This is a genomic window from Pedobacter frigidisoli (genome assembly GCF_032678525.1).
Taxonomy (GTDB): domain Bacteria; phylum Bacteroidota; class Bacteroidia; order Sphingobacteriales; family Sphingobacteriaceae; genus Pedobacter; species Pedobacter frigidisoli_A.
The window spans coordinates 267664-294276 of record NZ_JAVTSE010000003.1 but is presented as its reverse complement, the minus strand read 5'-3'; the positions used below and the strand labels follow the sequence as shown (position 1 = coordinate 294276).

The 26613-nt window shown below is 39.5% G+C and carries 30 protein-coding genes; 22 read left to right on the top strand and 8 right to left on the bottom strand.

Going from position 1 to position 26613, the window contains the following annotated elements:
- Nucleotides 1-342: 342 nt before the first annotated feature.
- Both R2Q80_RS10315 and R2Q80_RS10310 read right to left on the bottom strand, forming a co-directional pair.
- A complete protein-coding gene (locus R2Q80_RS10315; protein ID WP_316799520.1) occupies nt 343-1170 on the bottom strand; it encodes an AraC family transcriptional regulator in 828 nt (275 codons plus the stop codon).
- Nucleotides 1171-2241 carry an aldo/keto reductase gene (locus R2Q80_RS10310; RefSeq protein WP_316799519.1) on the bottom strand — a complete coding sequence of 357 codons (1071 nt, stop codon included), beginning with the start codon at nt 2239-2241 and terminating at the stop codon, nt 1171-1173.
- 37 nt (nt 2242-2278) lie between these two features.
- Here R2Q80_RS10310 and R2Q80_RS10305 point away from each other — a divergent pair, with 37 nt between their 5' ends.
- Nucleotides 2279-3166, top strand: a complete 888-nt coding sequence (locus R2Q80_RS10305; protein ID WP_316799518.1) for a VOC family protein — start codon at nt 2279-2281, stop codon at nt 3164-3166.
- Between the two features lie 1002 nt (nt 3167-4168).
- Here the strand turns inward: R2Q80_RS10305 and R2Q80_RS10300 are convergent.
- Nucleotides 4169-5038, bottom strand: coding sequence for an SDR family oxidoreductase (locus R2Q80_RS10300; protein WP_316799517.1), 870 nt, complete (start codon nt 5036-5038; stop codon nt 4169-4171).
- Between the two features lie 119 nt (nt 5039-5157).
- Between R2Q80_RS10300 and R2Q80_RS21915 the strand changes: the two genes are divergently transcribed.
- From R2Q80_RS21915 to R2Q80_RS10255, 10 genes are all read left to right on the top strand, one after another.
- Nucleotides 5158-5277: a winged helix-turn-helix transcriptional regulator gene (locus tag R2Q80_RS21915; protein ID WP_410478733.1), complete on the top strand. Its 120-nt coding sequence runs from the start codon at nt 5158-5160 to the stop codon at nt 5275-5277.
- Nucleotides 5278-5514, top strand: a complete 237-nt coding sequence (locus tag R2Q80_RS10295) for a winged helix-turn-helix transcriptional regulator (RefSeq protein WP_316799827.1) — start codon at nt 5278-5280, stop codon at nt 5512-5514. It begins immediately after the preceding gene.
- A 213-nt stretch (nt 5515-5727) separates the two neighbouring features.
- A complete protein-coding gene (locus R2Q80_RS10290) occupies nt 5728-6513 on the top strand; it encodes a hypothetical protein (protein ID WP_316799516.1) in 786 nt (261 codons plus the stop codon).
- Between the two features lie 227 nt (nt 6514-6740).
- Nucleotides 6741-7064, top strand: coding sequence for a nucleotide pyrophosphohydrolase (locus R2Q80_RS10285; protein WP_316799515.1), 324 nt, complete (start codon nt 6741-6743; stop codon nt 7062-7064).
- Entirely contained in the window at nt 7065-7898 is an 834-nt protein-coding gene (locus R2Q80_RS10280) for a GIY-YIG nuclease family protein (RefSeq protein ID WP_316799514.1), read from the top strand.
- Complete coding sequence (locus R2Q80_RS10275) at nt 7879-9249, top strand: DNA/RNA helicase domain-containing protein (protein ID WP_316799513.1); 1371 nt, start codon at nt 7879-7881, stop codon at nt 9247-9249. Before R2Q80_RS10280 ends, R2Q80_RS10275 begins: the two co-directional genes overlap by 20 nt.
- Before the next feature lie 55 nt (nt 9250-9304).
- Complete coding sequence (locus tag R2Q80_RS10270) at nt 9305-9541, top strand: hypothetical protein (RefSeq protein WP_316799512.1); 237 nt, start codon at nt 9305-9307, stop codon at nt 9539-9541.
- 207 nt (nt 9542-9748) lie between these two features.
- Nucleotides 9749-10660, top strand: coding sequence for a BRCT domain-containing protein (locus R2Q80_RS10265; RefSeq protein ID WP_316799511.1), 912 nt, complete (start codon nt 9749-9751; stop codon nt 10658-10660).
- A 45-nt stretch (nt 10661-10705) separates the two neighbouring features.
- Nucleotides 10706-10993, top strand: coding sequence for a hypothetical protein (locus R2Q80_RS10260; RefSeq protein WP_316799510.1), 288 nt, complete (start codon nt 10706-10708; stop codon nt 10991-10993).
- Between the two features lie 74 nt (nt 10994-11067).
- Nucleotides 11068-12870 carry an AAA family ATPase gene (locus R2Q80_RS10255; protein ID WP_316799509.1) on the top strand — a complete coding sequence of 601 codons (1803 nt, stop codon included), beginning with the start codon at nt 11068-11070 and terminating at the stop codon, nt 12868-12870.
- A 105-nt stretch (nt 12871-12975) separates the two neighbouring features.
- Here R2Q80_RS10255 and R2Q80_RS10250 read toward each other — a convergent pair whose 3' ends face one another.
- On the bottom strand, nt 12976-13338 hold the full coding sequence (locus R2Q80_RS10250; RefSeq protein WP_316799508.1) for a helix-turn-helix transcriptional regulator: 363 nt from the start codon (nt 13336-13338) through the stop codon (nt 12976-12978).
- A 126-nt stretch (nt 13339-13464) separates the two neighbouring features.
- On the opposite strand from R2Q80_RS10250, the gene R2Q80_RS10245 reads away from it, so the two are divergent.
- Genes R2Q80_RS10245 through R2Q80_RS10230 form a run of 4 tightly spaced genes read left to right on the top strand, consistent with a single transcriptional unit; the run spans nt 13465 to nt 17851 of the window.
- Nucleotides 13465-14364 (top strand): hypothetical protein, encoded by a 900-nt coding sequence (locus R2Q80_RS10245; protein ID WP_316799507.1) that lies wholly within the window; start codon nt 13465-13467, stop codon nt 14362-14364.
- Complete coding sequence (locus R2Q80_RS10240; protein WP_316799506.1) at nt 14357-15637, top strand: hypothetical protein; 1281 nt, start codon at nt 14357-14359, stop codon at nt 15635-15637. The genes R2Q80_RS10245 and R2Q80_RS10240 overlap by 8 nt, the downstream gene beginning before the upstream one ends.
- 50 nt (nt 15638-15687) lie before the next feature.
- On the top strand, nt 15688-16575 hold the full coding sequence (locus tag R2Q80_RS10235) for a HEPN domain-containing protein (protein ID WP_316799505.1): 888 nt from the start codon (nt 15688-15690) through the stop codon (nt 16573-16575).
- Entirely contained in the window at nt 16568-17851 is a 1284-nt protein-coding gene (locus R2Q80_RS10230) for a hypothetical protein (RefSeq protein ID WP_316799504.1), read from the top strand. The genes R2Q80_RS10235 and R2Q80_RS10230 overlap by 8 nt, the downstream gene beginning before the upstream one ends.
- 99 nt (nt 17852-17950) lie before the next feature.
- On the opposite strand, the gene R2Q80_RS10225 is transcribed toward R2Q80_RS10230, so the two are convergent.
- The 4 genes from R2Q80_RS10225 to R2Q80_RS10210 form a co-directional block, all read right to left on the bottom strand.
- On the bottom strand, nt 17951-18439 hold the full coding sequence (locus tag R2Q80_RS10225) for an SRPBCC domain-containing protein (protein ID WP_316799503.1): 489 nt from the start codon (nt 18437-18439) through the stop codon (nt 17951-17953).
- A gap of 28 nt (nt 18440-18467) precedes the next feature.
- A complete protein-coding gene (locus tag R2Q80_RS10220; RefSeq protein ID WP_316799502.1) occupies nt 18468-18920 on the bottom strand; it encodes a hypothetical protein in 453 nt (150 codons plus the stop codon).
- A 229-nt stretch (nt 18921-19149) separates the two neighbouring features.
- A complete protein-coding gene (locus tag R2Q80_RS10215) occupies nt 19150-19347 on the bottom strand; it encodes a helix-turn-helix transcriptional regulator (RefSeq protein ID WP_047798065.1) in 198 nt (65 codons plus the stop codon).
- Between the two features lie 379 nt (nt 19348-19726).
- Complete coding sequence (locus R2Q80_RS10210) at nt 19727-20494, bottom strand: sensor histidine kinase (protein ID WP_316799501.1); 768 nt, start codon at nt 20492-20494, stop codon at nt 19727-19729.
- A 397-nt stretch (nt 20495-20891) separates the two neighbouring features.
- Between R2Q80_RS10210 and R2Q80_RS10205 the strand changes: the two genes are divergently transcribed.
- From R2Q80_RS10205 to R2Q80_RS10175, 7 genes are all read left to right on the top strand, one after another.
- The gene (locus R2Q80_RS10205) at nt 20892-21527 is read left to right on the top strand and encodes a response regulator transcription factor (RefSeq protein ID WP_047797929.1); all 636 of its coding nucleotides are present in this window, start codon (nt 20892-20894) and stop codon (nt 21525-21527) included.
- Nucleotides 21528-21623: 96 nt separating this feature from the next.
- Nucleotides 21624-21815 (top strand): hypothetical protein, encoded by a 192-nt coding sequence (locus R2Q80_RS10200; protein ID WP_047797928.1) that lies wholly within the window; start codon nt 21624-21626, stop codon nt 21813-21815.
- 144 nt (nt 21816-21959) lie between these two features.
- Nucleotides 21960-23570, top strand: a complete 1611-nt coding sequence (locus R2Q80_RS10195) for a hypothetical protein (protein ID WP_316799500.1) — start codon at nt 21960-21962, stop codon at nt 23568-23570.
- Between the two features lie 202 nt (nt 23571-23772).
- Entirely contained in the window at nt 23773-24309 is a 537-nt protein-coding gene (locus R2Q80_RS10190) for a serine acetyltransferase (RefSeq protein ID WP_316799499.1), read from the top strand.
- A 115-nt stretch (nt 24310-24424) separates the two neighbouring features.
- Nucleotides 24425-24829, top strand: coding sequence for a response regulator (locus R2Q80_RS10185; protein WP_316799498.1), 405 nt, complete (start codon nt 24425-24427; stop codon nt 24827-24829).
- A complete protein-coding gene (locus tag R2Q80_RS10180) occupies nt 24829-25902 on the top strand; it encodes a sugar transferase (RefSeq protein WP_316799497.1) in 1074 nt (357 codons plus the stop codon). Before R2Q80_RS10185 ends, R2Q80_RS10180 begins: the two co-directional genes overlap by 1 nt.
- Before the next feature lie 25 nt (nt 25903-25927).
- Nucleotides 25928-26608, top strand: a complete 681-nt coding sequence (locus tag R2Q80_RS10175) for a TolC family protein (protein WP_316799496.1) — start codon at nt 25928-25930, stop codon at nt 26606-26608.
- The last annotated feature ends 5 nt before the right edge of the window (nt 26609-26613 follow it).

The following is a 26613-nucleotide window of genomic DNA, read 5'->3' as shown; positions in this document are numbered from 1 at the left end:
AGGCCTGGCGCTGATGTCGGATAAATTCGTCAAAGCTTTAATGGCGGCTGCACAAGTGCCGACAGGTATCGAATTGATCGAATAATCGGCAAATGCGCGCAGCCTTGGATAGGATAAACCCGAATGGAACTACACAAGCTTTACCGATTTCTCCTTCCATCAGCGCCTATGCCGGATAGCAGGGAGCAGATAGCGATGTTCAGATAGCAGGGTGGAGATAGCGATGTTCAGACAGCAAGGACGAGATAGCGATGTTCAGATAGCAAGGGGAGATAGCAATGTTTGGATAGCAAGAGGGAGATAGCGATGTTCGAATAGCATTGATAATGCGTTTTGAGTTCATTAAGAATTAATTTGTCCGTCATTTACTTCCGTTGGTGCTACACCAAACTTTTTCTTAAAAGCGTGAGAGAAATGAGAAAGGCTCTCGAAACCCAGATCGAGATAAATGGCAGAGGGTTTCTGCCGCCTTATTTCCATCAGGTGCCTGGCCTCGTTTAAACGCCTGTTCTGGAGCCATTGCCGGGGTGGTGCATTAAAAGCTTTCTGGAAATCGCGTTTAAAGCCGGCTAAACTCCGGCCGGTAAGCTGTGCGAACTTTTCTATGGGTATGTTAAACTGGAAATTACTGAGCATAAATTTCTCGAGGTCAATTTTGTGGGGCTCGGAGAAGTCGAACAGGAAATTGCGCAGGGCAGGCATGGCCATCATGAGTAGTTTCACGCCTTCTTTTACTTTGAGGATTCCCATTTCGTCAGTCATGCTGGCGCCGGCACTGCGGGCATAAGGTACGATAGACTGAAAATAGCCCTGCAGGAATTCATTGGTGGGGATTAAAATATTGGGTGGGCCGATGTATTTATGATCGGCCTGAATTTTTTCCTCCAATACAATTTTCCTTAGCAGCTCGTCCTGCAGGGATATGACTATTGTTTCATAGTTGCCGCCCGGGAGCGGCGTTTTGGTGAGTGTGCCCAGCTGATTTTTACCAATCAGCAGCATTCCTCCTTCGGTCATTGAAATCGTTTGTCCGGAGGTTTCCATGGTAAACTTTCCGGAAACCTGTAACACCAGGGTATGGTGATTCCAGAAACATACTTTCTCTTTCCTCTCGGCGGAGAGGTAGGAATAAAAGATTACACCGGGAAGAATTTCAGCTGGACTGATCATTTAACGTTGTAAGTAAGTTCCACCAACAATGGCGTCTATTGCAAAAGTAGTATTTAAAGTATTCATTTCTTCGTTCGTAAATGCAATATCCATTGCCGCCAGGTTTTCCGGCAGGCGTGATCTGCGGCTCATGCTTACCAGTGGCATTACCTGCTCACCTTGTTCTTTCACCCAGGCAATGGCGAGTTGCGTTGGCGTGCATCCTTTGGCTTTTGCCAGGTGTTTCAATACTTCTACTTTTTCCAGGTTTTGCACTAAGTTGTCACCCTGAAAACGCGAGAAATGGTTTCGGTGGTCGTTTGCCTCAAGCGGGGCGGTAAGGTCACCTGTCAACAAGCCTTCCGCTGTGTTGGCGAAAGCGATGATGCCTAATCCGAGTTCTTTGGCAGCTGGAAGCAGATCACGTTCAATCTGACGATCGGCCAGTGAGTATCCGATTTCCAATGCACTGATCGGGTAAACGCTGTTGGCCTGGCGAAGCTGATCGGCGTTGATTTCCGATACGCCGATGTGGCGTACTTTACCTTCTTTAATCAAATCTGCTACTGTTCCGATGATGTCTTCTACGGGAACACTACCGTCCATGCGGCAGGGTTGGTAGAGGTCGATGGTTTCGATACCGAGGCGGGTAAGGGAGTAGTTGATAAAGTTTTTGATGGCCATAGGACGGAGGTCTAGTCCGAGCCATTGACCGTTATGAAAGATAGCACCGAACTTTACGCTGATGAATGCCTCATCGCGGCGGTTTTTGATGGCTTTGCCGATAAGCATTTCATTGTGCCCCGCGCCATAGAAGTCGCCAGTGTTAAGGAAGTTGATGCCGCTGTCTAAAGCTTCGTGTATGGTGGCGATGGCTTCGTTTTCGTCGGGTGTTGGGCCTCCCCAAATGGAAGACATGCGCATGCAACCCAGACCGAGTCTGGATACGATTGGGCCGTTGTTGCCGAGCTGAATTGTTGTGGTGTTTTTCATGATACAAATATGGAGGATTGCGGAGGAGGGAAGTTGCGTGAGTGGCTCAAATATTTTGTCTGTATGGCTCAGGGGGACATCATTTTTTCTTAGCCTCATAAATTAGTAGCTTTATATACAACAAAAATATAAGCCTATGCTACCGATTAAACCACACCTCTGGTTCGACAACAATGTTGTTGAAGCTGCGAAATTTTATACTGGCTTACTGCCAGACTCACATGTTATTTATTCCAACGCTATTCCAATGCCAGGTGGTAAATGTGACGTAGTGGAATTTACTATCGCTGGTCAGCCTTTTCTGGGGATTAATGGCGGACCGGGGTTGAAGATTAATCCGTCTATTTCTTTCATGATGCATTTCGATGAGGCATCTGCAGTTGATCAGGTTTGGGAGAAACTTGTTGCGGGTGGCAAAATTATGATGCCGCTGGATCAATATCCATTTAGTGACCGTTACGGTTGGGTTGAGGATAAATATGGTGTTTCGTGGCAACTGATGCTAAGGGCTGAAGACTCCGCGGAAAGACCGTCTATAGTTCCTTCGATGATGTTTACCGGAGCGGTAGCTGGCAAAGCTGGCGATGCTATCGATTTTTATTCTTCAATCTTTAAGGATGCCAGGACAGGTTCGGTTGCGCCGAGACCGGAAGATGCCGGACCGGACAAGGCGGGCAGTTTGATGTATGGTGACTTTTTTATTGGCGGGACTTGGATTGCAGCTATGGACAGTGCACACCCGCATGGCTTTGGGTTTAACGATGCCCTTTCGTTTTTGATTACCTGCGACAGTCAGGAGGAGATCGATTATTACTGGTCGGCGCTTACGGCGGGCGGGACACCTGGACAATGTGGCTGGCTGAAAGATCAGTTTGGCGTATCCTGGCAGGTAGCTTCATCGGTGATGTTTGAGGCGCTTAAGCATGGTAGCGAAAAGCAGATTGAAAGGGTGGTTGAGGCTTTCAGGAAAATGGGGAAGGTTGAGGTGGGAGTGTTGGAAGAGGCGTATCGGGGAGGGGAATGATGGGATGATAGACATAGAGAAATGATTACATCGATAACTTCGGCTTGCTGATGACTTAACTCCCAGACAAGTTATTACCAAATTCGGGAAATATTCGGATGGGGTTCGGCTGGTTTTTTGGTGCCAGCCGAAGGTTTTCCGGGTACCATGTTCTGTCTCTATATGGTTAAAGAACCATTTTTGTCGTAGTAAATGCCAGTTGCCCCGGAGTAGTGTGCCAGTTGTCTGCCAGTTGTCTGCCAGTTGGTGTAGATTGGAGGTAGACAAAAGGTAGACTGGGGGTATACTTAAGGTGGACTTAAAGAAAACTGTTATTTTGAATTTTTTAGGAAAGTCGAATGTCTTTCCGGTAACTAAGACTAAGATACAAAAAATACAATAATTACAATTTGGGTATTCCAATTATCTGGAAAGCTGGTTCAAAACAATCCTTGATACCGCATGATTGGTAGAATTTATTTTTCGCGAGTAGCGCAAGATTATTTATCTTAGAGCAGTCCGCAGCCTATCGCTTTTAAGAAATTATTCCAAAAGTGTACAGGTACCTTTTTTGTTCTGGAAATTGATTGCTGTCGCATTTATCAAAATGGGTATTTAAAAATTAACCTATGAAGACCTGTTACCTTATTTTGTTTTTTTCAATTAGTATTTGTTTTAATTCCTTATGTCAAACTCATGAGTACGAAAAGGTAACATCAGGAGTAACACCTAGCTATTTTATTCGAAAAGTATATCCCTCTGGAACGCAAGATTTGGCAGTAATATTGGATATTATTTATTAAATAATGGTTTCGTTTTTCGTAATCAGTTTTTTAAACAGTGACAGATTTCAATTGAATTTCATTGCAAGAGCTATTGGTAAAATAGTGTGCAAAAATAATATCGAATTTTACTCTCCCTTCTTAATAAGTCTTTATATGCGTAGCCTAAATCAATTTGAGATAGAATGGAAAGTGGAAAAATTTAGGTAGTATTTTTGCTGTAGCATATGCATTTACTGAGTTATTTGATATATAGCTTTTCTAAAAAAGCCTTTAAACTTATTGCATTTCTGCCCAGTAGGTACTTTACATCACTTTTGTTCGTTTCAAATTCACCAATTGATATTGCCTTGGCAAACCTCGCTAAATATCTTGCGTCATCTTCAGAAACCCCTTGCTGTACCAGCTGGGAAACATATGAACTCACCTCAATTTGATTATAGGGTATTCTTGTACCTGTGATCTCTGACATCATTTCGGCAATTTCAGCGAATGAGAAAGCGTTTTCCGCAGCGATAACATATTTTTTATTAGTGTGACCCGGAGTAGTTAAAACAATAGCTAGAGTTTCAGCCATTTCTGTTATTGGCAAAAAGGGCACTTTTCCAAGTCCTGCAGGGATCGAGATGCCGTTTTTCAAAATATCTTTTCCACCAATCATCGGAACCATATCGGCGTAAAGCGTATTGTTCATCGATGTGTAAGGAATGGCCACTTGTCTTAGATAATCAGTCGTCAATGCATGATATTGAACATCCCCTGCCATCGTGCTTTCTCGTAAATCTTTCATATCAAAGCTCGTGTAAACAATATGGCTAATACCAGTGGCCGTGGCTGCATCAATCACATTTTTGTGCTGATCATACCTATGTACAATATCTGATGAGGATGATACCAGCAACAGCTTGTTTACCCCCTGGAATGCGCGCTTCAAAGATTCCACATCATCATAGTTACCAAGCTTCACCTGAATTCCTTTTAATTTAAAATCTGCGCCTTTAGCTTCATCTCTGACCAATGCAGAAATGTCCTGTGGTTTTATTCCATTGTTCAAGAGTGCATTGATGGTGGCCCTACCTAAATTACCTGTTGCCCCGGTTACTAAAATCATACTATTTGTTTTAAGATTAATATTCGTCTACTTTTGTCAGGCAAAGAAAGTGATATCGATTTTAAAATTCGCAATTGTGATGCAATTACAGGACAATAGTGGTAACCTATAAGTAACCAATGGAAAATAACTTAAATCAGGCTTACTGCCCTGCAATAGATACAATGGCGCTGATTGGCGGACGTTGGAAAGTGATCATCCTGCATGTGCTTTCCAAGAATGCCAGACGTTTTGGTTAAATCAATGTTCGTGTACCTTCCATATCAAAAAAAGTATTAACTGAACAACTAAGAGAACTTGAAGCTGATGGCCTAATTAGCAGGACAAAGTTTAACACACTTCCACCGAAGGTAGAGTATGCACTCACGGATTTTGGAAAGAGCCTTTGCCCTTTGTTATCTTATATGGCAGACTGGCAAAGAAAAGTCGATGGAAATTTATCTCGAGACATTATGTTACCATCAGATGTTCTCTAAAATAAACTTTTAAAGGCGTTTTTGCTAAATGCAACTTAATTTTCAAAGAGGGGATTCTGGTCAGTGCAGGTCTGAGCTCAACGCATATTAATCCAGGTATTAAATTAAGGGGTGTACAGAAGCTGTACACCCTTGTTTTTTATTGGTTGTCTTAATGAACAAGTGTTATAAATCTGTGTTACGTTTATAACGTTTTCAAAATTGCCGCCATTCATGGATATTAAAATCTTTTCAAGAAATATCGAAAAGCCACTCCTTTGGGGTTACGCAGGACTTTGGGTAACGATCTATCTGTGTTCAAGGTTTTTCCTGGTAATGTATAGCGATAGGGGGATGTTTCAGTTCTGGCCATGGTTGGCAATACTAATCGCACCATTTTCTTTGTATGCTGCCTTGAGGACGGTGTATGCTGAGCGCGTTAAAGTGTACGGTGCAATTGGCTACTTTTTCATCTACACTTTACTGGGCATTTTTGCTACTGGCTACATGATTGTAAATGGAGATATTCTGGCTAATGCAGCATTTAGCTCATCGCATATTAAGGATGCAACCCTGGTTGATGTGCAGAAGGTATTTCACCGCAAAACCGGCTTCGACCACACCGATGTTCGCGTAAAGGTTGATGGGAGGGTTTTCACTATGGAGGCCCGTCCTTATGCATTCTTCTATCTGAAAGGCAGAAAGCAGGTTAAATTTAATATAGGCAGATCGGGACTGGGAAATGATTATGTGACCAGTATTGAAGTGAGTGTAGGTGATCAGCTTAAGGCCAGGTGGATTCATTTTAAAGACATGATTTATCGCATGCGATGGTTTTTTGGCGTTATCGTGGCAGTTGTTGGCGGAGCTATTCTATTTGGAAAGTATATTCCGGAAAAGCGGTTGCAGAAACGAAAGCCGGTAGCTTTCTGGAAAATCATGGCGCTTATCATGGGGATATTGATGGGCCTGGGTTTGTTATTTTATGCGGGGTTATGGATTTGGGTGTGGTTAAGGTGACATCTATTTCGCTTGAGCATCAATCAGCTATACAATAATTATACTTTAAACGATAGAAATAAAATTTTCTGACGTTATGATTTTATTAGGGGTATGTAAGCATTAATCATTCAAAGTTTTGGTGATAAATAGCAATTTTAAACAATTACACCTTTAACTACATGTCCTAAGCGTATTCAAGTGAGATTTTTTAACTTAATATTCTTAAATTGGCGCTTATTAGCCTTATGACAGAAGAAATAACAGCAGCATTATTGAAATTCAGAGACGACCGCGATTGGGCGCAGTTTCATAATGCAAAAGACTTAGCCCTTGCCTTAAATATTGAAGCAGCCGAACTTTTAGAGCTTTTTCTATGGAAGAGTGCCGAAGAGGCCAACATTGATAAAATCAAGGAGGAACTTGCGGATGTAATGTCTTATGCGCTTTTAATAGCTGATAAATATAAGCTGGATGTTAACCAGATCATTCTCGACAAAATCCAGGCTAACGATTTAAAATATCCGATATCGAAAGCTAAAGGCACCGCGAAAAAATACGACGAACTATAAATGGGTAAGCGTTATCTGATTAGTAGCGGTGAATTTTCTGAACAAGGTCTAACAGATTTAATTTTAAAACACCAGGAGTTTTTATCGTGGCCATTGGTGTATTTTTTAAGTGAGGAAGACAGAAAAGATGCTTATGTAGGGGAAACGACCGATCTGGTGAGTAGGATGAAGGCGCATTTAAAAAGTAACCATAAAAAGAACCTTAGATCAGCTCATTTAATTTTAAGCGATTTTTTTAATAAATCTGCTACACTCGATATTGAGTCAAATTTGATTAGATATCTGGCCGCAGATGGACGCTACCAATTACAAAATGGTAACTTGGGTATTGCCGACCATCAATTTTATCAAAAGAAAGAAATATATTGGGATATATTTAAAGAAATCTGGTCTGATCTGAGGGGATTAGGGATTACCAGACATTCTTTAGAATATATTGATAATAGTGATCTTTTTAAATATTCTCCGTATAAAAGCCTTTCCAATGAGCAAATAGTGAGTTTGAAAACCATACTAAAGTGTTTATTAGATGATCGGGCAAAAGTAAGTTTAATCGAAGGCGGTGCCGGAACTGGAAAAAGCATTTTGGCTATATTCTTATTTAAGCTCTTAAAAACAGATCCCGAGGATTTTAATTTAACCGATTTTGATGAGAACGACCTGGAACTTTTTGAATTGTTTAAAAAGGTTAAGGAACAATACGGTCATCTAGAAATGGCTTTAGTAGTGCCCATGTCATCGTTTAGAAAAACAATAGAAAAAGTTTTTAAAGGTATTAAAGGTTTAAAATCAAATATGGTCATAGGACCCGCCGATGTGGTTAAAAAGATATGATTTATTAATTATTGATGAATCACATCGATTAAGGCAAAGAGTGAATTTAGGTGCTTATTTTGGTGCCTTTGATCAAAACTGTAAAGCACTGGGTTTCGATAAAACGACGAGTTCTGAGCTGGATTGGGTTTTAAAACAAGCTAATAAAAGCATCTTCTTTTATGATGAACAGCAAAGCATAAAACCTTCTGATGTGTCGGCCAGTGCATTTAAGAATTTAAGACAAAAAGCTGATACCCGTTACGAAATATTGAAAACTCAATTCAGGGTGAAGGGTGGGGCGGATTACGTAAAATTTATTCAAGGTTTGTTTACCGAGCAACATGAGACGTTAAAACCTTATGCCCATGGCTTAAATTATGAATCCTATCTTTACGAATCTTTAGATGATATGGTGGAAGATATCAAATTGAAAGATCAACAATTTGGCTTATCCCGATTAGTTGCCGGCTTTGCCTGGCAAAGGATATCCAATAAAGATAAAAGCAAATTTGATATTGTAATCGGGGATACCAAACTGCAATGGAATTCATTAACTGTTGATTGGGTGAATACACCAAATGCTGTGAATGAAGTTGGTTGCATTCATACTATTCAGGGCTACGACTTAAATTACACAGGTGTAATCTTCGGGCCTGAAATTGGGTACGATCCTGTGTCAGAAAAGCTTATAATTTATGAAAACCTATATCAGGATAAGAATGGTAAAAATACCATTAAAGATATTGAAGTATTAAAAAGCTATATCGTTAATATTTATAAAACCATCTTATTAAGAGGAATTAATGGAACATTCATTTACGTTTGCGATCCAGCACTGCGTAACCATTTTAAAAAGTTTTGGCGGTTAAAAGAAACTATAGCTGATGTTAAGCCGCTAAACATACACCCGAATAAAATCAACGAACAATGCGTTCCTTATTACGATTTGAATATTGCTGCAGGTTCGTTTTCAGATTATCAGCAGGTAGAGGATGTCAGCTATATTGAACTGCCTGAAAGCATGAAGCCAAATCCTGATCTTTTTGCCTGTAAAGTAGTAGGCGAATCGATGAATAAAATTATTCCTAACGGATCGATAGCATTGTTTAAAAAATATAGTGCGGGTTCAAGAAATGGATTAATTTGTCTGGTTGAATCAACTAATATCTATGATAAAGATTTGGGTGGACAGTATACTATTAAAGAGTATAGAAGCAAGAAAGTTAAAACGGATGAGAATTGGGTTCATGAAGAAATTACTTTACATCCCTTATCTACCGAAGCTCATTTTAAGCCACTAGTTATAAGAGATGAAGAAACTATTGATTTAAAGGTTATCGGGATTTTTGAAAGTGTGCTAGCTCAATAGATTATTTTAAATAGAATTTTTCTCTCAATACGGAAACCCGTAATTTATACATCTCATGGCAAGGTATCTTGGTGCCATGAAAAGATTTTATTATATCCTGTTTTTATGTATAGGTGTACTGGCCTGTAGCAAACAAAATGAAGTTGGAGCAGGTACAGATACGGAAACTTATACCCCATGTGGCACTTATAAATCGGGCCAAAAATTATATCAAGGCTCTAAAGGTGGGTGCTTTTATTATAATAGTAAGGGTAATAAGGAATATGTGGAGAGGAGTGCGTGCAAGTGTTAATTCAACTTTATATTTTAAGAAGTGGTATTAGAATTTGCAAACTTCAAGTTATTCATTGTATATTAGGTTATCTAAATAATTCTAGCTCGTTCTCTTCGTAATTTCTCTCAAATCCATTTTTTATGCCAACAGTTTTTAGCACTGAATTGCACAACTCATAGTCGTTGCTTGCATTGAGCCATTTAAATTATTCTTGAATATAATTATATGAAAAAACCAGACCAACTGATTTTAGATATCTATACTTCTAAAGCACAAGCTGATAAAGCAATTAGTTCATTAAAAGGAATTTTGCTTGGAATAAACCTAGACGGAGAAGTAAACGAACAGGAAATTAAAGAGCTGCAAAAATGGGCAATTGCGCATGATGCTTTAATTGGTAGAAATCCTTTTAATGAATTTATGAATATTATAGCAAAGGCCGCTAGTCGACAAATCCCATCCAAAGAGACTATTGAAGACTTGTATTGGTTATGTCAGAAATATGAGAATGACAGCTTTTATTATAATCCTATAACGTCTGACCTACAAACCTTAGAAGGGCTTTGTCATGGAATCCTTGCAGATGGAGTAATCAATGATCAAGAAATTATTGATTTAAATAAATGGTTAGAAGAAAATGAACATTTAAACACGTATTATCCCTATGATGAGATTAGAAGTTTAATACTATCTGTTCTTTCGGATAATAAAATTGATGATGAAGAAAGGCTAGTTCTAAAAGCTTATTTCAAGGAGTTCGTAAATATCCAGGATGAAGAGATAAATAAACAGATTCGAAAGGAAACAGAGCATATTAATATCTCTGGCTTATGCACCAGTGAGCCTAATGTAATATTCGAAGGCAAGACTTTCTGCATTACAGGTATACTACAAAGAATTAGCAGAGAGGGTTTGAATAAAAAGATACTCAATCTGGGTGGTATACCAACTGATGGCATAACCCTTAAAACAGACTATTTAGTAGTTGGAGATAATGGTAACCCTGCATGGGCCTTTTCTTGTTATGGCCGCAAAGTAGAGAAAGCGATAAACATGAGAAAGGATGGGCATACTATAATGCTGATCCACGAATTCGATTTTGCCGATATTATTGATGATTTGACAACATCTGTTTAATGAAAATAACAAATTAATATTAGAAAAATATTTAACCAAATAATCATGAACAAACTAATTATTGAAGCAATCGAAAATCAAAATGTAATTGAATTTAATTACGAGGGAGAGTTAAGAAAAGTAGAGCCGCCCTGTTATGGTAAAACTACGGCTGGAAATGAGGCTTTGAGGGCCTATCAGGTTGGGGGATATTCTTCTTCAGGCAAAATGGGATGGAAAATGTATGATCTTGGAAAAGCAGAGGACATTAATATTTTGGAAACCACATTCGATGTTAGAGGAGACTACAGCAAAGGAGATAAGGGGATGTCACAAATCCATATCGAAATATAGGGATAAAAGTCGATATAATAATATATTAAGGAGTTGTTCACATAAATACTTATTGTGACCATACATAAATTAAAATGAAATTACATTGTTTAAAAATATCAGGTTTTAAGAGACTAAAGGATGTTGAAGTAAAATTTGGGGATGCTACATTTTTGATTGGTCAAAATAATTGTGGTAAAAGTTCAATTTTAAAAGCTATTGAAGTTTTATTGTCTGCAAGAAGACAATTAGTCAATGCGGAATTTCATTCGATAGTGGACGATGAGACTAAAGAAACTAAAGTAGATATTACTACCGTTGTTTTAGAAGCTGAATTCAGAAATTTACCGATTGATGCCAAACAGTGGAGAGGTTTTAAAGGCAGGATATTTACTTATGACATTGAAGAGGGGATCGAAGAAAGTGGTCTCTCTGTTATCTATAGAAAAACCTATGAATTAGGAAAAGATGTAATAATTGAGTTCAAATCAAAAAAGAGAAGTATCAAAGTCGAATACCAAACTTGTAAAACACCAAAAGATTATATTTCTAAAGGAATAGATTCAAAAATTATTGAAGAAATTTTTCCTGAACTGGATAAAGCTGTAGGAAAAAGCAAAGCGGCTTTAGATAAACTTGAACAGATTGACGAGTTATTTGAACTTGGAGAAGAAGAAGAATGGTTTCAAAATCCAGGAGGTATACCCGGTAATGTACTTAAAATGCTGCCAAGATTTTTACTTATTCCGGTTGATTCATCATCCATGGAATTAAGCGGCTCTGGAAGTGGAGTTTTGAGTAAAACATTAGGGGAACTTTTTGAAACGGTTAGAGAGAGTTCTGATCATTTTAAAGAAGCCCAGGTTCATTTAAATAACCTCGCGAAAGAATTAGATCCAGCAGATGATAACTCTGAATTTGGAAAGATGATGATTGATTTAAATTCTGTATTGTCGAGCGTATTTCCTGATTCTATGCTCCATGCTAGTACAAACTTGAGCGATCCCACAAGTTTAAAACCATCTTTTCTTGTGGAAATGTCAAGTAACATTCGAACTTCAATTGATAATCAAGGGACTGGAATGATTCGTGCAGCAGTTTTTGGTATGCTACGATATCGCCAAAAATGGTTATCTAAAAGAGAGGATGAACATAATCGATCTTTAATTATTTGTTTTGAAGAGCCTGAGATATATTTACATCCAAGTGCAGCAAATCAAATGCGTGATGCTATCTATGAACTAAGTAAAAATAGTTCACAAATCATTGCCTCAACACATTCTCCGTACTTAATTGACATTTCACGTAAACCTAATCAAGTTTTGAATAGATTATATAACTGTGGTAATCATGTTGAATGTGATACTTTTAGTGTAACGGAAAAATTTAAGGCTTTACAAGATAATGACCAGCAATATGTTAAGATGGTTCTTAAAATTGATAATTATGTCTCTAGGATTTTTTTTACTAACCATGTTATAATCATTGAAGGAGATACAGAAGATATTCTATTGAAAGAATCTCTTAAGAGGGTAGATCGGGCTAAGTTTTTAAAAATTGTATCAAACTTTGAAATAATTAAAGCAAGGGGAAAGGCTGCGATAATTGGATTAGTGAAATATTTAATTTCAATGGGGATAAGACCAATTGTTGTTCATGATAAAGATGAGAATGAACCTAATGCATTTAAATTCAATCAGCCTATTAAAGACGCATTAGGTAATGATGGGAAAATTATTATGATGCATAACTGCGTTGAAGATGAAATTGGTTATAATGCAACTTATGAAAAACCATTTAAAGCTTATCAAGTTACTGATTCTTGGGGAGATAATTGGGAGGATATACCATTAAAATGGAGAGAAAAGTTACATGAGATTTTTGACGGATATTTGTAAATTTTAGAATTTGAACTATTCTGAAAATATTCAATTTCCCTAAAGTATTTCAAAAACAAAAGCCCAATCATCACTGATCGGGCATTTACTTTTATAGCTATTTTTTTATTTGTTCTTCAATATTTCTACTTTCTCTCTTTCACTAGCCAATAACCTTTCATATAGATCAACTATTTTTTCAATTGGGTTAAAGTTATTCTGAATTGAATTATCATGGAAGTTGTTAATGTTATTAAAGATGGTTTCCTCTGTGAAATGTTTGATTCCTTCGGCAGTTACCCCCAAAACCTTTGCAATTTTCTCCAGCGTTGCCTCTTCAATTTCTTCGCTTTGCTCCAGTTTGCTGATGGCCTGTTGGCTAATGCCTAGTTCGGTAGCCAGTGCATCTTGTTTCATGCCACGCAATTCGCGGATGCGGCTAACTTTACGGCCAAGGTGCATTCTTTTAGGTTTTTCTGAGGTTTCCATGCTTCAAATATAAATGAATTTTACTCAGCGTAAAAAACAACGGCTTAATTGTTTTAAACAACTGGTTGTGGTTTGTTACGCGATTTTGCTGATCTAATTTAGGATTTTTATTTACAACCTGAAGCTATGGGTCGAAAAAACAAAGTTCTGGAACCTGGTGAGCGTCGCATTTTGCAAATCGTTACCCATGTCTTGGTGTCGCATTTTGCACCAACAGCGATTATCCATTATAGTACGACGGTACATCAGCATAAAATACGAAGTTTATTTTGTAACCAAAAGCCCCTCAAAGAACGAACGATTTACCTTTTGCTAATTGATGATTCTAGTACCGCAATGGATGACGGTATAGTGGAGCGCATGCAAGATGAGGCCAATAATTTGTTTGACAAGGTACATGTAGTCATCCATGCGCACACTGATGAGGACGTTAAATTTAAGCTACAGGAGCGTAACCCATACTTTGTACAGGTGATTAATGAGGGTAAGGTATTGTTCTCGGCACCCAGCCAGTCACCTTGGGGTAAATGGGAGGTAGTCAGGTCAAAGGAGTATTTGGCTAAAGCTGTTAGTGTTTGGAGAAAACAGAACGACCTGGGCAAAGGCTTTATAGATGCTGCGGAGCAGGCTATTGCTTCCGATCAGGATCGGGTTGGCCTATGTGCGCTTTATCATGCCTGTACCCGGTTTTGTTCAGGTCTGATATGGGTTTTTATGGCTTATGATCACCCACCCTGCAAGCTGGATAAACTCCTGCGTACCTGCGGTTGTTTCTCACACTTGCCTGTACAGCATTTTTTCGGTACTCATGATAACGAGCAATTACTAAATGTTATGATCAACAATTTTAACAGTCGCGATTTTGAGCAGCTTAAAACATTTGGCGAACTTTCGACCTATCGCTTTCTGGATTTGGTAAAAAGTTTCGCAAACATTGCCGATGGGTTATGTAAACAGCAATTTGTTGAACTGGAAAGCGAGTTGCAACAACAAGGTGCATTGCAGAAGGAGGTTAGCCATGGATAACGGAATTATATTGCCAGCAGATTGCCTTGGTTTCTATTCTATTCCGCTTGACGATGGATGCATCCTTACAGAGGCGTGGCTTAACGAACACAGTGATTTCAGGCGTCCCGTCAGACCTTACTTATATGTCACCATTTTCAAAACTGGATTTGATCACGGCATATTAGTATATAAAGTGATCGTTGAACGCGATACGCCTGCTCAGCTGGTTTACATGATAGTGAAGGATGAGAAACTGCTTGTTACCTGCAATGCCGGAACTAATGAAAGTTTTTTGAGCCGACATGCTTATTTTGCCTTGCATCGCGGAATGAATTATCATCATCAGAATGATTTTAGCAGATACAACTGGTTTGATTTCTTTGAAAAGGGTAAAAAGAAAAGCAAATATCTTGATGTGATATGCGACCGCCAAGGTCTTGATATTAACCTCAAGAAGAAGTACCATAACTTCTGGAGGAGAGGGAATAAGTTGTTTTGCTTTAAGGAGGGGGAGGAATTATCAGAAAGGCAACTTCCGGTTGAACCATACCCGAATAAACCTGATCCCGTAGATAATGAGGTTCTGGGATATTTTATTACCGCACCAATTTGGGGAAATTATTGTGAGCATATTCCAATTCTGGTTCCATACATAGGTCAGTTGAACAAGGGTGGTAAGGACATACGTACCTATACCAGAATGCTTGGTCCTGATGATGTAGACGGGCCACTCTGGACGGAAAGGCAGTGGGTACTGAATATTATATGTTTTCATATGGCTGATATCGCGTGGCTGGCAGAACAAAAAGTATGGTGCAACAAAATATCCAGTGAAGCGGAAGAGATAGCCTCAAGACGTGCTCAAATTTTTACCTTATGGCATGAGGTATGGCCGTATCTGGCTACTATGCTTTTTATTAAGTTTTATGGTTCGACTGATAGAGGGCTGTTGCGTGGTAAACCTAATAAGCGGAATGTTGATCGGGCCGTTCTGTCTGATCAAAGTCCTAAAATTTGTTTCAAACTGCGTGATTGTAAACAGTATTACGAATTATTGATGTTTGTTAAGGTTGGCAAACGGGTGTTCACACCATCAAAATTTAGTGGAATCTTTTTCGTGCGGTCAGATAATGAACCGGATAAATATTACTTGTGGGATAGCATACAGGACGTTCGACTCGCCGCCTTTTTTGGGATTTATAATTATGGATTCTTGGTATTGAGGTGCCACTTCAATGGAGTTTTCGCAAGTTTTATTGAACGGTTGAGTGTACAGTATGAGTTCTTATAGTTTAATTATAGATGAGCATCGCTTAGCACCGATAATTTATACCTAATGCTATGAAAGTTAAAACAAAAAAGCTGAAGCCCAAAAACCATCTCCTGTTCGATCAGGTGATCAGGTTATTAGTGAACGAATTTTCCCCGATGTATATCTATCACTATGCAACGGTGGAGGCCAAATATCATGCGAGAAGTATTTTTTCTGATCAAGACAAGCGTGCGCAATGCACCGTTCATTTGCTGATGATTACATCAGGTACTGAATGTTTAGAGAGTAAAGTTCAGGATTATATAGATCGGCATGCAGTTGGGATTAAAGTGATAATACAGGTACATGGGGACGAAATTGTTTGCAGAAACCTTAATTCTTCCAATGGCTATTTTACATCTGTTGTAAACAATGGCAAACTGATTTATGTTGAAGCTGGCGAATTTCCCTATGCACCTTATCAGCCACCCAACCCACGCAAACAGCTAGTGCGTGAAATAGCCCGCTGGCATAAGCGATACGAAAATGCTAAGACTTTCCTTTCAGCTGGCCGACAATCTATTGATAATGGGACTGAAAACATAGGTGTATTTTTACTGCATCAGGCTACGGAGCAGGCTATAGTAGGTTTGATATACGTATTTATGGGCTATCGGTCAGACATTCGTAACCTTTCCCGGTTACTCCACGTCTGTGCGTGTTTTTCTCCGCAACCGTTGCTCCACTTTACCAGTGCGACAGATCATGAATCTTTATTAAGGTTGATGATTAGAGCCTTTAACAGGGCTCGTTATGAAGATGAGTTTAGTCTGGAAGGTCACTCTGGATACCAGTTTCTGGAACTGGTAGAAAACTTTTTGAAGCTTGCAAATGGGTTGTGTAAGGAAAGCTTCAGCACTAAACAAAAAGCGATTGATCAAATAGCATTAGCAAAAAAGGAGGAAACAAATGAATAATGAAATTAAACTACCACCGGATTGTCTGGGATTTTATTGCATTCCGCTTGACGAAGAGAGTTGTTCCTTAAGTTTGGAGGTTTTAAACCAGCACAGTGAGTTTAGAGATTGTAAAGATCCATTTCTCTTGTTCTTTGTAAGGCATAAGGGATTTGATTATAGTTTGGTGAAGTTAACCGTAGAGATTGAGCAGGAGAAAAAACCAAAGTTAGTCTACCTTGCGATCAAAGATCGCAGGATGTATGTTACCTGTAATTCCGGGACAAACAGTAGCTTTTTAAGCAGACATGCCTATTTCGCGGTCTATGATACTATGAGTTATTGTGATCCAAAACCTTTCGGAGAGTACGATTGGTACGATTTTTTTGAAGCAGGAAAAAAGAAAAGCAAATACCTTAATGTGATATGCGACCGGAGAGGCCTTACAATTGATTTAAGGAAAAAGTATAAGAAGTTTTGGAAGAAGGGAGATAGATTATTTGAATTTCGGGCCAGTGATGAGAAATCTGAGCGGAAACCTGAACTACCAGTAAATTTAAACAAGACTGGCGATTCTGAACAGCTCATTCTGGGGTATCTCTGCTGTACAAGTAATTGGTGGGGAGCTTGTGTACACTTGCCAATTTTAGTGCCTTATAGGGGGCAGCTCAATAAAGCACGCACAAATGTACATATGTTCATTAAGATGCTTGGTCCAGAGGATGTAGAGGAATCATCGCTTACCGAAGAGCAAAAAAATCTTAATGCTATTTGTTTGCAAATGGAAGAAATCGCATGGTTGGCAGATAGAAAGGCATGGGTTAACGAAATTACTGCTTCCCCGGATGAAATAAAATCAAAACATCGTGAGCTGTTTACTTTATGGCACGCGGCATGGCCATATCTGGCTGTGCAAAGATTTTTAAGACTTTATTATACAGTTCATAAAGAATTGCTCAGGATGAAGCCTGTGAAGTCGGAGATCAGGCCTTTGAAAATATCTACTGCCAGGCCACAGATTTTTTTTATCCTTAAAGATTGCGGAGAATATTTTGAATTACGATTACGTGTTAAAATTGGCAAAAAGATTATTTCGATCGTACATTGGTATGAGGATTTATTTTTATCCGCTGACGATTGCTATTTTGAATATTATCTGTTCGATTCATATCAGGACTTACAGCTCGCTAAATTCTTTAAGAGCTATTCGCATCGGTTTTCGGTATTGAAGACGCACTATGATGGTGCATTTGCAGCATTTGTGCAAAAGTTAAGAGAAAGGTATGAATTTTTATAGGGTTAACTAGTATTAATCAAGACTTACAGTTCAATGATTTGCAAGACTTGAGGCTGCTCAGCGAAGGCAGAGGAGATGGCCGCAAGGTATTTCATGATACTACAAATTGCCCTCTAAATATTCTTCCAACTGATTTAATCCAATAGTAAAGCCTTCTTTGAAACCCATCTCTAAGATTTGCTTAACGTCAGCTTCGCTATCGTGGACGATGTTGATGTCGATTAGCGTATGGTTGTTTTGTGGTGTGAAGGATACTGTCCACCGGGAGCCGGGGAACTGATTGCCTGGCGTGCCGTTTTCATCGCAGAAGGTATCGGTTGCGGTGAATGCTTTTTCGGGATCGATTTGCTGAAAAGTGGATTTGCTAAAGTGCTTTTCATTTTCGGGGCTTACCATAGCATAAAACCAGGTTCCACCTACGCTGAAGTCGAGCGATTTGGTTTCGGCTCGGTATGGTTTTGGTCCCCACCAGTGATCGAGGATTTCGGCTGTGGTCCAGGCTTTCCATAAGGTGCCTACAGGTGCTTCGAATACACACTTAACGTTTAGGGTATTTTTATCAATGGTGAATGTGGTCGGTTGGCTCATGGTGGTGGTTCAACGGTTAAAGTAATGTTTATTCTTTTGACAGGTATATAAATTGTTTTCCCACTGCGGCGACCTGATTGTTGCCGTAGCGGAGCGAAGCTTTATCGGTAATTTCAGCCGAGATTTGCATCTGATTTGCGGTTTCCGTCTCTATTCGCCAGGTGGTATTGCCGGTGATGCCAGCATTATCGATGATGAGCTGGCGACCTTTGCTGGATTGTTTTACGCGGTATGTTGAGCTGGAAGTCTGGCTGTTTGCAACGTTGGAGAACTGGATTTCGGTATCGGTGAAGTTCCAGTAAGATTTAACGGCATCGGCCACCGAATGCCTGACTACTTCACCAGAGCTGTTGTAGAGTATAATGTCGTAGCCATTGGTAGACCATTTACCGCTGAGTGTGGCTGTTGTGGAATCGTCGGAATTCTTTTTGCAGGCGAGGGTTGCCAGGAGCAGGAGGATTAGGAAGGGTTTTTTCATCATGATTAGGTTAGATGGTTAAAGTTAAGAAAAAATTTGCTTGCACAAAAGGCATGATAAGGGACTTAAACAATGAGATGTATGCGCTATGTTTGTTTACCATCTACGGTATGCAAGGACAAATAAGATGTTGTGTGTAATGGGCAAAGGAGAGGATTGAGGCACCCGAAAGGAGCGGCTAACTGGGGGGTGAGATGGATGCTATAGATGACATCCATCTCTTGGTTTCAGATTATAACTTTAGCAGGCCGTATTTAAAGCCGAATGCTACCATGGAAGCCATGTTGCGGGTTTTAGTTTTGTTGAGCATGTGCTTTTTATAGGTCTGGACATTTCTCGAAGTGATTTCTAGCTTTTCTGCAATCTCTTCGCTCGTAAGTCCTTCTGCTATTAATTCAAGTATGTAATTCTCTTTTTCGTTTAATCCCATTATAGTTGGGATGAAGGGATCATTATTTTCCATTGCCTATTAGAACCTCGTTTTTTTGATATTGTTTTATGATTAATAACTAGAATAAATACTACAAAACATGAAATTAGTGATTTAGACGATTCTTAAACATATCTAAGCCATAAATATTGTGCCATTAGTACGAAAGGGCTATCGTTTAACGGTTTTAGTTGGGCTACATTTGAATGTGAAATTAGGAGCGCTAATTTAACAACGGGATGATGTATTCTGGATGGAATAGATCTAAAGACAGGCCTGAATGCTGATAACATTCGGGCAGAAGAAAGCTTCCAGTGATGGGAGCTTTTTTCGTATACAAATTTTTGTAACACTTGATTTACATACTTTAAAGTGAGGTTTACATCTTCGCGGCAAGATTTGGTTTAAGCGGTATCTTCACACTGATCATGGTTCCTTTATATTGTTCCATTACCATAGTTCCTTTCAATCGTTCGGCCCGGAGCCGGATATTTTCGAGCCCCATGCCTTTTCCTTTAGTGTTTTCTATATCAAAACCTTTACCGTCATCACGAAAGCTGATGATCATGTTTTCGCTATCAAAATTGAAGAGCAGTTTAATACTGGTGGCCCTGGCATGTTTGAGTGCATTGTGCGCTATCTCCTTGATTAAAAGGTAACATTCTCTTTTGCTCTGGTTACTGATATGCAGATCAGGAATGTTCTGATCGATCTCCGAATGGAAATCAATCTCTGTATGCTTATATAGCTGACGGGTCTGATCTTCAATGAAATAGACCAGATTGTCCAACTCGTTGTTTTCGGTATTGGTACTCCATATGATCTCGTTTATTTTCTGGGAAATTTCATCAATCATCACTTTTATATGCTGAATTTCCTGAACTTCTGGTCGTGTTTTACTGGCATGTTCGGTGTATAATTTTATTGCAGTCAGGCCGGAACCGATCTCATCATGAATCTCACTGCTGATTCTTGTTCGCTCCTGGCTAATAATTTTTCCCTGACTGATGAACATTTTTTCGTAGAATTTGCCGCTTTTATAATACTTAAAAATGAAAAAAATGAAGACAAAACCGAGAATTAAAATCAGCCCTGTTACAGTCAAATTAGGATTGTGTAAAATCGTGATCTTGGTCTGAAGTATCATAGAGGTAAGTTTGCGTTAGATAAAATATTTGACACTATAAGATAAATGAGTAGTATTAGTAATACGATTGAATAATGTAAATATATACTTTAAGTATAGATTCTTTATGCTTTTTTGTAATGCTTTATAGTATTTCAAATATGTTGTATATATGTGTATACCATTGATATAAAAGGACATAACTAAACCTTGTTGTTTATTAAATGTTGTGTACGTTTGTAACGATCCATTTAAAACCTGGATTGTCGTCATCCTTCTTAGGCTAATTTTAGGCCACCGATATAATTGGTTTTCAGGTAGTTTAGGTTCTACTTGACTGCACATGTTATAAGGGATAGAATCAAAGTTGTGTTGATGTACGAATGTAATAAAATTTAAACATTAACCTCAATTATTTATGATTTCAGTTTCCATTATCGAAGATCACGACTATTACCGAAACAGCCTTGTGAGCGCCATACAGGAAAGCAAAAACTTCCGTATTAAAGGTGTACATGCATCTGCCGAAGAGGCCATTGAGTTTTTACCGAAAGATCTACCGGATATTGTTATTGTTGACATTAAACTTAAAAATAAGTCAGGTATCGATGTAATCCTGGAAAGCAGGCTAAATCAATGGAATACCCAGTTTTTGATGTGTACAGGTTTTCAAAATGATGAAAAGATTTTTAGTGCACTACAGGCTGGTGCTTCGGGCTACATCATCAAAGGTTCATCGACTGAAGAAATTCATGACGCACTGTTAGACTTGCACCAAGGTGGGTCGCCGATGAGTCCGTTTATTGCACGTAAAGTGATCGGCCTTTTACATCAGAAACCACAGAAAGACCGCAGTAAGGACCTGGGTTTAAGCGATCGGGAACTTGAGGTATTATCGCTGCTCAGTAAAGGACTCTTGTATAAAGAGATTTCAGACTTACTGCTGATCAGTCCGAATACGGTTAAAAATCACTGCAAGAATATCTACAAGCGTTTGCATGTTCAGAATAAAATTGAAGCGCTGAATAAATTTAAGCAATACCATTACAATTAAACCACTCACATTTCCGGATATCAAGTTTGGCAGTATCCTGAACTGATTACGGAATTTTCACGTCTATTGTTTTACCTATATAACGAAACTCATCTCATGATTAAGCTAGCACACAGCACACCAGTATTTAAGTTGGAAAAAGTAAAAGTTGGAGACGAGGTGATTGATGATTATCAATCGCATGGAAAAGTGGTTAAAGTAATTAAAAAAGCAAAAGATGGCATTGTTGAATTCAGTTTTCACCTGGATACGAAGCAAACCATTTTCATCATGAGTAAAGCCGTGTAATCTGCACTGCTTTTTTATGTTTTTGCAGAATTACAATGGAAGAACTACTAAAAAGCAAGTAATTATACTGGATTTCGATTTATTCTTCTGATATATAGTTAATTAGGCGGGGAATTGGGTAGCTTTGCACCAAATCCTCCCGTTATGCTTAAAATGTCTTCATCAATCATCGTATTTTCATGCGTAGCACTTACGCTATTTTCAAACGGATGTAAGCGAACTATCGCTACCGATTCTGAAACTTTTGCTCCGGACAAAACACTGTCGCTGACGGAGCCATCAGGCTCAGGTGTTGCCTTTAAGGAATATCTTGGTATCAATGCCTTTGAATGGGACCTGGCCTCGGAATCGGCACATGAGCAGATTGACCCTTCGCGACTTGAAACCATTAAGTCTTTTAGCGGAATGCGACATTACCTCGACTGGGAACGCATAGAGCCAGTTGAAGGTGCATTTTCTTATAGCCCTGCACACAATGGTGGCTGGGATTACGACCTCATTTACCAAACCATGAAAAACGCGGGTAAATATGTGCTGGTAGATTTAAAAACCTGCCCCTCGTGGTTGCTAAATTCTTACCCGGCAAACTTGAAGGATGCAGAAAATGTACCCGCCCCATATGGTCTGGATCGTTCTAAACCCTTGAGCTATATTAAACAAGCCCGTGCTGCTTTTCAGCTTGCGGCGAGATACGGCACCAACAAAAACGTAGATACCGCATTGTTGCTGATCGATCCAAGCATCCGCTGGACAGGCGACCCCAGGAATACAAAAAAGATTGGTTTGGGTACCGTTAATTATATAGAGTGTGATAATGAAAGGGACAAGTGGTGGAAGGGTGAGGGCACAAAACAGACCGCAGAGGAATATGCTGCCAACCTATCAGCATTTTATGATGGTGATCAGGGACGGCTGGGTAAAGGTGTTGGCGTAAAGAATGCCGACCCGAATATGATTGTGGTAATGGGCGGACTGGCTGATCCAAATCCTGAATACGTAGAAAAATTGATTAACTGGTGCTCTGCCAACAGGGGGAGGAAAGCGAACGGACAGATAGACCTTTGTTTTGATGTGATCAATTATCATCTGTATGCTAATGATGCAACTACAGTTTATGCCACTGCAACCAGAGGCATAGCGCCCGAACTTTCAAATCTTAGAACTGTAGCAGATAAATTTTCTTCCTTATCAAAAAGCAAAGCAGCCAACATTCCGGTTTGGGTAACTGAAACCGGCTACGATGTTGGTGAGCATACACCGCAACGGGCGATAGCCATTGGCAACAAAAGTTCGCAGGTAACCCAGGCCGACTGGAACCTTCGTACCGCGCTTTTATACGCCAGAAGTGGTATTTCTAAATGTATTTTCTATATGCTGGAGAATGTGGATGTAAACAGCTGGACGCAATATACTTCATCAGGGTTTGTTAATCCCGACCGCAGTAAAAGACCTTCGGCCGACTACTTTCTCCAAGCCAATAAACTTTTAGGGGAATATTTTTACCAGAGCAGCCTCAGCAATGATCCCAACGTTGATGTGTACGCTCTTAACGGGAAAAAGATGTATGTCCTTTCCATACCTGACCAAACAGCGAGAACGGCCACGTACGAACTCAACTTAGGCAGTGCTACACAGGCTGTTATTTACACCCCGGCAACCGGGCAAACTGAAATGAGCAGCAGGGTGGTGGATACACAAAACGGCAAGATACAAATCACCGTTACGGAAACCCCCGTTTTTGTAGCCGCAAAATAGTGTGTTTATGATCCAAAACGATGCTCAATTGGGTCGTAAAGTCGATATTATCACCGGTTTAGTCGTTTTTTGTTGGTAGTTAAGGGCTATTGAAAATCGCTGTTTTTTACAATAGTTTTGTTGAAATATCGAACCTTTTCCTGTAAGTGATTATGGAGGCAGGTAAGAAATAGTTTCAATGAAAATATGACCAAAAAAAGCGATGATTAAACTGAGAGGCAAGTTACTCTCGGATGGGATTTTTCAAGACTGGGAGGATAATAAAGGCAATTTCAAATCGAGAATGATTATGATATTGTTCAGGTTATCTTCTTTGATTTACCAGCATAAAGTCTTGAGATATCTGTTTTTCTGGTACCTGCTGATTTATAAATTCATCATTGGATGGGTAATGAATGTGGGTATAAACTCGAGTGCCAAGATTGGCAAGGGCCTGAAAATTCAATATGGTTTTGGTACGGTTATCGGCAGCAGAACGGTTATCGGCACCAATTGCAACCTGCGTCAGCTCACCAATATCAGTTGTAAAATTACAGAACACGGTACTCCCAGTGCTTCGCCAGTGATTGGCGATAACGTGGATATTGGTGTAAATGTAGTGATTATAGGGGATATCAGGATTGGCAACAATGTGATTATTGGTGCCGGATCGGTGATTACAAAAGATGTGGATGATAATTCGGTGATGGTTGGCAACCCGGCTGTGGTATTAAAAAAAAAGTATAGTTTTCCAGTTTAGCCCTATCGGGCTATTGTTGGCTCAGGCTTCAAATTAGACCTTTACAGAGATTTAGAAAAGTAGTATATGATGTGGAATATGCATCTTTTTGTCTACAACTTTTAAGTATAAATTTATGAAAAGACTCCTACTCAACAGCATCAAAAAGAAAGCCACCAAGAAGCACATTTTAATTGTGGATGGTGGTTTAAACTTAGGTAAACTGCTAAATTTTATTTTATCGTCGGAATACCGGTTAACAATAAAAACCAATGGTATTGACGCGTTGAGCTGGCTGGAGGAAGGGAACGATCCGGACCTCGTTATCTCCAGTTTAAGAATGCCTTATTTTGACGGGAGCTTGTTTATCCAGATTTTAAAACTGAGTGGCTTATACCGCAATACGCCGGTGATGTTATTATCGGGAGAGGAAAACCTGGAGGAGAAAGTGAAAGAAATGACTTTTAAGGTTGACAGCTATATGGAGAAACCTTTTAACCCGACGCTATTGAAGAACCAGATCAATAGTTTAATTGCCTAATGTTAAACACTTTCAGCGACCTGCAGCTTACCAATGTAAAAGCGGTCTATTCAGGAAACATCCTATCCAGTGTAATGCCGGTATATATTGGTGAACACTTTAAACATTTACAATTTATCGCAGATTTTGATGTATACATCGCCCATCAAACCTTTTTAAGTCTGCCTGATGTGATGATGATTGAAGTGGATGATGAGGGAAAGTGCTTTGAAAAAGTAATGCTTATCAGAAATCACCCGGTACTAAAGCGTTTAATTATTATCCTGATCGGAACTGAAGATAATGCCGCCTACAGGCGCAGATCATTGGAGCTCAAAGTAAACGATTATTATATTTATCCTTTTCCTACTGCAGATTTTGTATCGAGAATTGGCTTCCTCGTGAAATTCAGGTCTGTTAAACCGAACATACATCAACTGGAAGCGGAAATGAAAGATACATACCGGATGCCTGTGAGCAAAAGGGTATTTGACATTGTGGCTTCGTCGATAGCGTTACTGATTCTTTCGCCTTTGTTTGTGGCGGTTGCCATACTGATTAAGCTGGAATCGAAAGGTTCGGTGGTTTACAAAAGCAAAAGGGTGGGCGCAGGCTACCGGATTTTTGATTTCTACAAATTCAGATCGATGCGGAGTGATGCTGACCAGATGGTGCAACAACTTGCCGACCTGAATCAATATGCCAACGAAGGCAATAAAAACGGAAAGTCGGCTTTTGTTAAATTTTCTAACGACCCCCGGATTACCAGGGTAGGCAAGATTTTACGGAAAACCAGCATAGACGAGCTTCCACAGCTGATTAATGTGCTGACTGGCGACATGTCGCTGGTAGGAAACCGGCCATTGCCGCTTTATGAGGCAGAACAGCTGACCACCAATAAATGGTCTACACGCTTTAATGGCCCGGCCGGACTTACCGGATTGTGGCAGATTAGCCGCAGAGGTAAAAAAGACATGTCGGAAAGTGAACGTAAGGAGCTTGATAATTACTACGCGAACCACTATTCTATTTTCCTGGACTTTAAAATAATTCTAAAAACCATACCGGCACTGATTCAAAAAGAAGATGTGTAATACAATACCGATTAATTTTTTAAAAATGAGATACCTATTTAAGATTACCACTTTATTGATGTTGCTTTCGTTTACAGGCGCTTATGCACAAGAATCGATGCTGACTGAGGTTAATGCTTCAGATATAGAAACCTATATCGCCCTGGCGAAACAGAACTATGGCAAACGTAAAGTGCAGCAGGCACTTACTGAGAGTGCCAAAGCGGGAGTACCTATGGCACAGGTATCGTACCTCGACATCTTTAACGTGTCATACATCTATCGTCCGGAAGGGAAATCGGCTGTTGACCTGGTGAATCCATATAATGTAAATGGTTTACAGGCTGGTATCAACATCAATATCGGAACACTGCTACAGAAACCTTTTATGGTGAAGAAAGCTAAAGCAGAATACAAGGTTGCACAGTTGCAGGAACTTGACTTTGACTATCAGCTGACTACCGAAGTAAAAAGACGCTATTATGATTACCTGGAACAGAAAACCCAGCTGAAGGTGGTTACCCAGCGTGCGGTTGACAGCAAGGGGGTTGCGGAAAGCCTGAGAAGTAAGTTTGAACGGAGCAGCGTTACACTCGATGTTTATAACCAATCGAGAATTGAACAGGCAGAGGTGCTTACACTCAAGATACAAACCGAAACCAACTACCTCAAAGCAAAAGCAATGCTGGAAGAGATTATAGGGCAGAAGATACAGGAAGGTAAATAGAGATA

What these genes read in the sequence shown, in the direction of transcription:
- R2Q80_RS10250 (WP_316799508.1), bottom strand. Translation starts at nt 13,338, where the DNA reads ATGGAAACCTCAGAAAAACCTAAAAGAATGCACCTTGGCCGTAAAGTT.
- R2Q80_RS10315 (WP_316799520.1), bottom strand. Translation starts at nt 1,170, where the DNA reads ATGATCAGTCCAGCTGAAATTCTTCCCGGTGTAATCTTTTATTCCTAC.
- R2Q80_RS10205 (WP_047797929.1), top strand. Translation starts at nt 20,892, where the DNA reads ATGATTTCAGTTTCCATTATCGAAGATCACGACTATTACCGAAACAGC.
- R2Q80_RS10275 (WP_316799513.1), top strand. Translation starts at nt 7,879, where the DNA reads ATGTGGTTAAAAAGATATGATTTATTAATTATTGATGAATCACATCGA.
- R2Q80_RS10270 (WP_316799512.1), top strand. Translation starts at nt 9,305, where the DNA reads ATGGCAAGGTATCTTGGTGCCATGAAAAGATTTTATTATATCCTGTTT.
- R2Q80_RS10260 (WP_316799510.1), top strand. Translation starts at nt 10,706, where the DNA reads ATGAACAAACTAATTATTGAAGCAATCGAAAATCAAAATGTAATTGAA.
- R2Q80_RS10310 (WP_316799519.1), bottom strand. Translation starts at nt 2,241, where the DNA reads ATGAGGCTAAGAAAAAATGATGTCCCCCTGAGCCATACAGACAAAATA.
- R2Q80_RS10235 (WP_316799505.1), top strand. Translation starts at nt 15,688, where the DNA reads ATGAAAGTTAAAACAAAAAAGCTGAAGCCCAAAAACCATCTCCTGTTC.
- R2Q80_RS10220 (WP_316799502.1), bottom strand. Translation starts at nt 18,920, where the DNA reads ATGATGAAAAAACCCTTCCTAATCCTCCTGCTCCTGGCAACCCTCGCC.
- R2Q80_RS10230 (WP_316799504.1), top strand. Translation starts at nt 16,568, where the DNA reads ATGAATAATGAAATTAAACTACCACCGGATTGTCTGGGATTTTATTGC.
- R2Q80_RS10210 (WP_316799501.1), bottom strand. Translation starts at nt 20,494, where the DNA reads ATGATACTTCAGACCAAGATCACGATTTTACACAATCCTAATTTGACT.
- R2Q80_RS10300 (WP_316799517.1), bottom strand. Translation starts at nt 5,038, where the DNA reads ATGATTTTAGTAACCGGGGCAACAGGTAATTTAGGTAGGGCCACCATC.
- R2Q80_RS10200 (WP_047797928.1), top strand. Translation starts at nt 21,624, where the DNA reads ATGATTAAGCTAGCACACAGCACACCAGTATTTAAGTTGGAAAAAGTA.
- R2Q80_RS10215 (WP_047798065.1), bottom strand. Translation starts at nt 19,347, where the DNA reads ATGGGATTAAACGAAAAAGAGAATTACATACTTGAATTAATAGCAGAA.
- R2Q80_RS10240 (WP_316799506.1), top strand. Translation starts at nt 14,357, where the DNA reads ATGGATAACGGAATTATATTGCCAGCAGATTGCCTTGGTTTCTATTCT.
- R2Q80_RS10180 (WP_316799497.1), top strand. Translation starts at nt 24,829, where the DNA reads ATGTTAAACACTTTCAGCGACCTGCAGCTTACCAATGTAAAAGCGGTC.
- R2Q80_RS10285 (WP_316799515.1), top strand. Translation starts at nt 6,741, where the DNA reads ATGACAGAAGAAATAACAGCAGCATTATTGAAATTCAGAGACGACCGC.
- R2Q80_RS10195 (WP_316799500.1), top strand. Translation starts at nt 21,960, where the DNA reads ATGCTTAAAATGTCTTCATCAATCATCGTATTTTCATGCGTAGCACTT.
- R2Q80_RS10255 (WP_316799509.1), top strand. Translation starts at nt 11,068, where the DNA reads ATGAAATTACATTGTTTAAAAATATCAGGTTTTAAGAGACTAAAGGAT.
- R2Q80_RS10225 (WP_316799503.1), bottom strand. Translation starts at nt 18,439, where the DNA reads ATGAGCCAACCGACCACATTCACCATTGATAAAAATACCCTAAACGTT.
- R2Q80_RS10245 (WP_316799507.1), top strand. Translation starts at nt 13,465, where the DNA reads ATGGGTCGAAAAAACAAAGTTCTGGAACCTGGTGAGCGTCGCATTTTG.
- R2Q80_RS10305 (WP_316799518.1), top strand. Translation starts at nt 2,279, where the DNA reads ATGCTACCGATTAAACCACACCTCTGGTTCGACAACAATGTTGTTGAA.
- R2Q80_RS10290 (WP_316799516.1), top strand. Translation starts at nt 5,728, where the DNA reads ATGGATATTAAAATCTTTTCAAGAAATATCGAAAAGCCACTCCTTTGG.
- R2Q80_RS10265 (WP_316799511.1), top strand. Translation starts at nt 9,749, where the DNA reads ATGAAAAAACCAGACCAACTGATTTTAGATATCTATACTTCTAAAGCA.
- R2Q80_RS10185 (WP_316799498.1), top strand. Translation starts at nt 24,425, where the DNA reads ATGAAAAGACTCCTACTCAACAGCATCAAAAAGAAAGCCACCAAGAAG.
- R2Q80_RS10190 (WP_316799499.1), top strand. Translation starts at nt 23,773, where the DNA reads ATGATTAAACTGAGAGGCAAGTTACTCTCGGATGGGATTTTTCAAGAC.
- R2Q80_RS10280 (WP_316799514.1), top strand. Translation starts at nt 7,065, where the DNA reads ATGGGTAAGCGTTATCTGATTAGTAGCGGTGAATTTTCTGAACAAGGT.
- R2Q80_RS10175 (WP_316799496.1), top strand. Translation starts at nt 25,928, where the DNA reads ATGAGATACCTATTTAAGATTACCACTTTATTGATGTTGCTTTCGTTT.
- R2Q80_RS21915 (WP_410478733.1), top strand. Translation starts at nt 5,158, where the DNA reads ATGGAAAATAACTTAAATCAGGCTTACTGCCCTGCAATAGATACAATG.